General features: G+C 61.0%; 8 protein-coding genes and 1 pseudogene. 6 read left to right on the forward strand and 3 right to left on the reverse strand.

Annotated features, from left to right (window positions below; genetic code table 11):
• Positions 1–645, forward strand: a 645-nt coding sequence (locus L9Z73_RS21330) for a DUF533 domain-containing protein (protein ID WP_247405118.1), incomplete at its 5' end; no start/stop codon positions are given.
• A 54-nt stretch (positions 646–699) separates the two neighbouring features.
• Here the strand turns inward: L9Z73_RS21330 and L9Z73_RS21335 are convergent.
• From L9Z73_RS21335 to L9Z73_RS21345, 3 genes and pseudogenes are all read right to left on the reverse strand, one after another.
• Positions 700–1314, reverse strand: a complete 615-nt coding sequence (locus L9Z73_RS21335) for a hypothetical protein (protein ID WP_247405121.1) — start codon at positions 1312–1314, stop codon at positions 700–702.
• On the reverse strand, positions 1311–2228 hold the full coding sequence (locus tag L9Z73_RS21340) for a DUF2515 family protein (protein ID WP_345894178.1): 918 nt from the start codon (positions 2226–2228) through the stop codon (positions 1311–1313). The genes L9Z73_RS21335 and L9Z73_RS21340 overlap by 4 nt, the downstream gene beginning before the upstream one ends.
• 368 nt (positions 2229–2596) lie before the next feature.
• Positions 2597–2770: pseudogene (locus L9Z73_RS21345) on the reverse strand (PAAR domain-containing protein); the annotation flags it as partial.
• Positions 2771–2987: 217 nt separating this feature from the next.
• Here L9Z73_RS21345 and L9Z73_RS21350 point away from each other — a divergent pair.
• From L9Z73_RS21350 to L9Z73_RS21370, 5 genes are all read left to right on the forward strand, one after another.
• On the forward strand, positions 2988–4610 hold the full coding sequence (locus L9Z73_RS21350; protein WP_247405124.1) for a methyl-accepting chemotaxis protein: 1623 nt from the start codon (positions 2988–2990) through the stop codon (positions 4608–4610).
• Positions 4610–5122 carry a chemotaxis protein CheW gene (locus tag L9Z73_RS21355; protein ID WP_247405126.1) on the forward strand — a complete coding sequence of 171 codons (513 nt, stop codon included), beginning with the start codon at positions 4610–4612 and terminating at the stop codon, positions 5120–5122. The genes L9Z73_RS21350 and L9Z73_RS21355 overlap by 1 nt, the downstream gene beginning before the upstream one ends.
• Complete coding sequence (locus L9Z73_RS21360; RefSeq protein WP_247405129.1) at positions 5119–6378, forward strand: CheR family methyltransferase; 1260 nt, start codon at positions 5119–5121, stop codon at positions 6376–6378. The genes L9Z73_RS21355 and L9Z73_RS21360 overlap by 4 nt, the downstream gene beginning before the upstream one ends.
• The gene (locus L9Z73_RS21365) at positions 6371–7072 is read left to right on the forward strand and encodes a chemotaxis protein CheW (RefSeq protein ID WP_247405132.1); all 702 of its coding nucleotides are present in this window, start codon (positions 6371–6373) and stop codon (positions 7070–7072) included. The genes L9Z73_RS21360 and L9Z73_RS21365 overlap by 8 nt, the downstream gene beginning before the upstream one ends.
• On the forward strand, positions 7069–7546 hold a 478-nt coding region (locus L9Z73_RS21370), incomplete at its 3' end, for an Hpt domain-containing protein (protein WP_247405135.1). The genes L9Z73_RS21365 and L9Z73_RS21370, both read left to right, overlap by 4 nt.

Genomic DNA, 7546 nt, shown 5'->3' on the forward strand with positions numbered 1-7546 from the left:
GACTTCAACGCCCCGCTCAAGGAAATCCTCGCGCTGTTCCGTCGCCACAAATTCAGCCGTTATCCGGTGTATGACGCGCAGCGCAACGAGTTTGTCGGCCTGCTGCACATCAAGGACCTGCTGCTGGGCAATAAAAAAGCGCGCAAATTCGGCGGCAAGGCCCTGACCTATGGCGGGTTGGCGGCATTGGGCGTGATCGCCTACAAAGCCTACGGCAACTGGCAGGCGCAACAGGCCAGCGCGCCCCAAGGCGAGCCGCAAACTATCGACCGCCTGCCGCCGGCCCAAGTCGAGCAACACAGCCAAGCCATCCTCAAGGCATTGGTGGCGGCGGCCAAGGCCGACGGGCATGTGGATGAGCGCGAGCGCGCGCTGATCGAAGGTGAGTTCACCAAGCTGGATAACGACCGCCAATTGCAAAGCTGGCTGCATGGCGAGCTGAACAAACCCCTCGACCCGGCCGACGTGGCGCGGGCGGCAAGCACCCCGGAAATGGCCGCCGAGATGTACATCGCCAGTGTGATGCTGGTGGATGAGGAGAACTTTATGGAGAAGGCGTATCTGGATGAGCTGGCGCGGCAGCTTAAGTTGGAGCCCGGTTTGAAGGTTGAGCTGGAGAAACAGGTGCGCCAGGCGACGCTTTAGGGATCGTTCCCACGGATGGGCGCGATCAGGTAGTGATGGGTCTATCGGGTGCGGTTAAGGAGGACCCCATGGCGTGGCCAGTTGCAGCGTCATGAGGTAACGCTCCTCTGTGGGGCGTCTATCGTCCTTGAATCGTCCAACCACCAGCATCACTTGATACTGGTCACTTGCTCGCCAATAGGCTGTGCCGCCTCGGTTCACATTGCGTAGCCGGGCACGCCATTCCGGGGTGTCGGCGAATGGGGGGTTGGACGCGACACGGATGGGCGCCCAACCCGCCTTGCGCCATTGCTCCTGCAAATCCAGTACGACTTTGAGGGTGTCGTCGAGCAATAGTGGCTCGATTTGAGGTGACATACGAATACTGCCAACTCGCTCATCATCGAAGCCTATCGTGAAGAAGCGGGCCAAAGGGGTTACGAATCCGTATTTTGGATCTATGTAGCGAAGTCGAGAATCGGATTTCGGCATTCTGAACCAGTGGTGTCCGGGAATCGCCGGGCCAATGCTTGCGCTGGAGCGCTGACGCATGTCTTCCCAGGGCTCGCCAAGCATCAGTGCTATTTCCGGATCTTCCGCGCTCAGGCGTATCGCTACCCATATGAGTGATGCTGCAACGACCAGTCCCGTTCCGCCACGTCGCCAACCTAGCTTCGCGATTCGATTCATCGGCCCCCCCGGCTTTCAGCGATGTCTTCTAGCTCGAGTTCGATTCGATACCGCTCAGTGCTATTTAGTAGTGTGTGAAACCGCGCTGCAGCCTTGAGCACGAATGCCATACGCTGGTCGATATCGGCTAGATTGGCGAAGGGGTTGTTGCTGAAATCAATGGTCCGACCGTCATCAGCGGTGCTGCATTGGTTTGCTAGTGTCAGTTCAATGGCTTGAGCGATCCCGGACGGTATACCCGTGACGTATGAAAGATGGTTGCTACGTAGCAGAGCCACTAGTTTTGGATCACCGTACATGGTCGGTTGAAGAATGTTTCGTTGTTCGTGGTCAGCCAGATGCTCAACACTTTTAGCAATGTCTCCATCGTCAATAGCCTTGAATGCATGCAATATTTCCGGGTAATCCCCCCCAAACCTCAACTTATCCTGCCCCACCGGCCACAACACCCGCTGTAGCCCATCCTCAAAAATGTTCTGGCGCGCGGACAGGCAGGTCTCAAGCAACCCCAACCCCTGCTCCTTATAAAACGCATGCAACGGAAACACATCCAAAAACAGCGTGGTATTTCCCATCGCCATCATCTCGTACACATGTTGATAAAGCTGCTGCACGCTCGATAACGGTTCACCCTCGCGCCGCCAATCAACATCAGGCATTGGGTTATTGCGGCTGGCTTGTTCATGGTCCCGCAGGCGCCGCTCATACTCCCGCAGCTTTGCCTGCCGTTCACGTTCCTCGGCGCTGAACAACCCCCAAACCCCTTTCCGGGCACTTCTTCGCAATTGCTCCGCAGCTTCATATTCCGCCTGAATCCTCTCGATGGATTGCGCCGCGTGCAGCAGGCCACAGCCCACTTGCTTGGACGCAAACGCCGCAAGACCGGCCCACTGGAAACGCTGATCCAGGCCCATAGCTGGGCGTAGGCAGCATTGATGGCACGGTTACGCGCTTTGGGATCGGTAATCATCACGCCACCCGGTGCCACGATGGCTTCGGCTCGGTTCTGATACTCACGCCAGATGTTCTCGCAGGTTGGTCCCCGTGCTTCGTTGAGACTTGGCGTGAACTGACGGGGCGTAGGTGTGAAGTGGGTAGAGGAGGGCGTACTGGATTCAGTGTATTGGGTGGCGGCTTGCGTGGCGGCTCTGGCTTGGGGTTGAGGCGTGTCTTCGATAATCTGCGAGCTGAGCGTCTGATTGGCAATCAGTCGCGGGCGGGGGGTGCACTTGCAGTAACAGAGGTCGCCTTCCAGCGCGAAGTTAAGTCCATTTGTTGTGTCTACCAGGCGGGGGCCGTCGCAGACGATCACCCCAATGGTCTCGCAGGTCGGGCAATAAACCTCATCGCCTTCGCGTGCCTGGTCCATTCCGTTAATGCTGCAATTCGTACAGCCGGTGCGCACTGTGCCGTTGGCGGTGGTTTTAGCACCTACGGTGATGTGGTAACGCTCCATCCTAGATGTATCCTTTTGTAATCTTTAGGAAGGAGCACGCTAGATGAGGTGAGAAAAGGCGAGAAGTCAGATGCTTCTTGGTCTGATGTAGGGTGGTTCTTTAATCCCTAGAGGCTGTTTTTGCATTCTATGTACGCCACATCGAAACCCATTGATAAATGAGGGCTTCTGCTCAGCTATACTCCCCCTCATTTGAATGGCCCCTCGAGGAAACACTGTGAAGAATTGGACCTTGCGCCAGCGGATTATGGCGAGCTTTGCGGTCATTATCGCGATCATGCTGCTGATGGTTGTGGTGTCCTACTCACGGTTGCTGAAGATCGAAGCCAGCCAGGAATCGGTCCGGGACGATGCTGTGCCGGGGGTTTACCTCAGTTCGATGATCCGCAGCGCGTGGGTCGACAGCTATTTGCTGACCATCGATATCATTGGTCTGCGCGCAGATAAAACCCTTACCAGTGCCGATAAGACCGACTTCAAGTCCTTCGAAGCGCGTATTGAACAGCAGATAGCCAACTACGAAAAAACCGTCAACAGCCAGGCTGATCGCATGGAGTTCGATAACTTCAAGGCGGCGCATATCAACTACAACAAGGCCCTCGCCGAGGTGCTGGCGCGCATTGAAGCCAATGACCTGCCGGGTGCGAACGTCTTGCTCGAAGAGCAATTGACGCCGATCTGGATCGAAGGGCGCATGAAGCTCAATGACATCATCACCGAAAACAAGAGCGTGTCTGACCTCGCCACGGCGGCCATCGACGAGTCGGTCCTGTCGGCCAAGATCAGCATGGCGGTGTCGCTGATCATCGCCATCTTCGCCGCCGGCCTGTGCGGCCTGCTGCTGATGCGCACAATCATCGCGCCGATGAAGCGCATCGTCGAGATCCTCGACACCATGCGTACCGGTGACCTGAGCAAGCGCTTGAACCTTGCGCGCAAGGACGAATTCGGCGCTGTCGAAACCGGCTTCAACGACATGATGACCGAACTGACGGCCCTGGTGTCCCAGGCCCAGCGTTCGTCTGTGCAGGTCACGACCTCGGTCACCGAGATTGCCGCCACCTCTAAGCAACAACAGGCCACGGCCACGGAAACCGCCGCAACCACCACCGAGATCGGCGCTACTTCGCGGGAGATCGCTGCCACTTCCAAGGATTTGGTCCGCACCATGACCGAAGTCTCCACCGCCGCCGACCAGGCCTCGGTCGCCGCCGGTTCCGGCCAGCAAGGCTTGGCGCGCATGGAAGAAACCATGCACTCGGTGATGGGCGCTGCCGAATTGGTCAACGCCAAGCTGGCGATCCTTAACGAGAAGGCCGGCAACATCAACCAGGTGGTGGTCACCATCGTCAAGGTCGCCGACCAGACCAACCTGTTGTCCCTCAACGCCGCCATCGAGGCCGAGAAAGCCGGTGAGTACGGCCGCGGCTTTGCCGTGGTGGCCACCGAAGTGCGCCGCCTGGCCGACCAGACCGCCGTCGCCACCTACGACATCGAGCAGATGGTGCGCGAGATCCAGTCGGCGGTGTCTGCCGGGGTGATGGGCATGGACAAGTTCTCCGAAGAAGTTCGCCGGGGCATGTTCGAAGTGCAGCAAGTGGGCGAGCAACTGTCGCAGATCATCCACCAGGTCCAGGCTCTGGCGCCGCGGGTGTTGATGGTCAACGAAGGCATGCAGGCCCAGGCCACCGGTGCCGAGCAGATCAACCACGCGCTGGTGCAATTGGGCGATGCCAGCAGCCAGACGGTCGAGTCCTTGCGCCAGGCCAGCTTTGCCATTGATGAACTGAGCCAGGTTGCGGTCGGTCTGCGCGGCGGCGTGTCGCGCTTCAAAGTCTGATGAGCGACCTCGCGGCTAAACACGGCGCCGTCCCGGCAGCGAAAAAGGCGTTGTTCCTGGTGTTCCACATCGGCGACGAACGTTATGCCCTCAAGGCCACGGAAGTGGCCGAGGTACTGCCGCGCCTGCCGCTCAAACCCCTCGCCCATGCACCGCTGTGGGTGGCGGGCATCTTTGCCCATCGCGGCGCGATGGTGCCGGTTGTCGATCTCAGTGCCTTGACCTTCGGCAAGCCGGCCCAGGCGCGGACCAGTACCCGGCTGGTGTTGGTCAACTACAAACCTGAGCCCTGGCTCGAGGCGCGTTGGCTGGGGCTGATTCTGGAGCAGGCCACCGAAACCCTGCGTTGCGACCCGGCGCAATTCAAGCCATACGGTCTGGACAATCCCCAGGCGCCCTACCTGGGGCCGGTGCGTGAAGATGCCTTGGGTTTGATGCAGTGGATCGGCGTCGCGGATCTGCTCACCAATGAAGTGCGCGCCTTGCTGTTTTCTGCCGAGTCGAGCCTATGAGCGACGACCCGCGCTTCTTTGCCTTCTTGAAAGAACGCATCGGCCTGGATGTGGCCTCGGTGGGCGAAGCCATCATCGAACGCGCCGTGCGCCAGCGCAGTCAGGCCGTAGAGGCCCACACGGCGGATGAGTACTGGCACCATCTGCAGCGCTCCCACGACGAACAGCAAGCGCTGATCGAAGCGGTGATCGTGCCCGAGACCTGGTTTTTCCGTTACCCCGAATCCTTCGCGACCCTGGCCCGCCTGGCCAAGGCGCGTCTGGCCGAGATCAACCAGTTGCGCGCGTTGCGCATTCTCAGCCTGCCCTGTTCCACCGGCGAAGAACCCTATTCGATCGCCATGGCCTTGCTCGATGCCGGCCTGGCGCCGCACCAGTTCAAGGTGCAGGGCATCGACGTCAGCCCGCTGTCGGTGGAGCGTGCCCTGCGTGGCGTGTATGGCCGCAACTCGTTTCGCGGCGGCGACCTTGAGTTTCGCGACCGCCACTTCACCGAGCAGGCCGATGGCTATCGTATCGACGACCGCGTGCGCGAACAGGTGCGCCTGCAAGTCGGCAACCTGCTCGACCCAGGGTTGCTCGCCAATGAGCCGAGCTACGATTTTGTGTTTTGCCGCAACCTGCTGATCTATTTCGACCAGCCGACACAAAAACAAGTGTTCGACGTGCTCAAGAACCTGACCCATGTGGACGGCGTGCTATTTATCGGCCCGGCCGAAGGCAGCCTGTTGGGGCGGCATGGCATGCGTTCGATCGGCGTGCCGCAGTCGTTTGCCTTTAGCCGACACACCGAGCCGGTCAAGCCTGAGCCGGTCTTTGTGCCGATGCCCGCGCCCCCGCCTCGGCACAGCGTCGCACCGATCCCGCCCAAGCCGCGCCCGTTCAGTACGTTCAGCGCGCAGGTGGTGCCGATCAGCGCGCCGGCGTCGGACGCTGGCGACCTGCTCAACCAGATCGCGATCCTGGCCAACGAAGGCAAAAGCGCCGAAGCCCGTGCCGCCTGCGAACGCTATTTAAGCCAACATCCGCCGGCCGCCCAGGTGTTTTACTGGTTGGGGTTGCTCAGCGATGTGGCCGGCAGCGCCCTGGAAGCCCAGGGGTTTTACCGAAAAGCCTTGTACCTGGAACCGCAGCACCCGCAGGCCCTGATGCAATTGGCCGGGCTGCTCGAAGCCCAGGGCGACACTGCGGGGGCGCGCCGTTTACAGGCGCGAGCCGCGCGTAGCGAGCTGACAGTGAGCAAAAACCATGAGTAGCCCCAACGCGCTCGACACTGCAGGCCTGGACCTGACGATAGCCGACGCCCAGGCCATCGACGATTGCTGGAACCGTATCGGTATTCACGGTGACAAGTCCTGCCCGTTGCTGGCGGACCATATCCACTGCCGCAACTGCTCGGTGTACTCTGCCGCCGCCACCCGCTTGCTGGATCGCTATGCGTTGCAGCACGACGATCGGCGCCCGGTCGCCGCTGCCGAAGCCGGCGAAGACATCGTCACCCGTTCCCTGCTGATATTCCGCCTCGGCGAAGAATGGCTCGGGATCGCCACCCGCTGCCTGGTGGAAGTGGCGCCGCTGCAACCGATTCATTCCCTGCCACACCAACGTTCCCGCGCATTGCTTGGCGTGGCGAACGTGCGCGGTGCGCTGGTGGCGTGCCTGTCGCTGGTCGAGCTGTTGGGCCTGGACACCACCGGCCACGGCACCCCCGGCGGGCGTATCATGCCGCGCATGTTGATCATCGCCGCGCAGGACGGCCCGGTGGTGGTACCGGTGGATGAAGTCGACGGTATCCATGCCATCGACGAGCGGACGTTGACGGCGGCGTCAGCCTCCGGCACCCAGGCCAGCGGCCGCTTCACCCAGGGTGTGTTGCAGTGGAAGGGCCGCAGCCTGCGTTGGCTGGACGAGGCCCAGTTGCTGTCTGCCGTGACCCGGAGCCTCACATGACCCCCGACCAGATGCGCGATGCCTCGCTGCTGGAGTTGTTCAGCCTGGAAGCCGATGCCCAGACCCAGGTACTGAGCGCGGGCCTGCTGGCCCTGGAACGTAACCCGACCCAGGCTGACCAGCTCGAAGCCTGCATGCGCGCTGCGCACTCGCTCAAAGGCGCGGCGCGGATTGTCGGGGTGGACGCCGGGGTCAGCGTGTCGCATGTCATGGAAGATTGCCTGGTCAGCGCCCAGGAAGGTCGCCTGTATCTGCAACCGGAGCATATCGACGCGTTGCTGCAAGGCACCGACCTGCTGATGCGCATCGCCACGCCGGGCAATACCGTGGGGCCGGCGGATGTCGAAGCGTATGTGGCATTGATGGAACGCCTGCTCGATCCGTCGCAGCCAACCGCCAAGGTTGCGCCGCAGCCCGCGCCCGCGCCTGCCCCTACGGCTACGCCCGCCCCGGTGATCGAAGCGCTGCCCGCCA

The sequence above is a fragment of the Pseudomonas emilianonis genome (assembly GCF_023072625.1).
Classification (GTDB): Bacteria; Pseudomonadota; Gammaproteobacteria; order Pseudomonadales; family Pseudomonadaceae; genus Aquipseudomonas; species Aquipseudomonas paraveronii.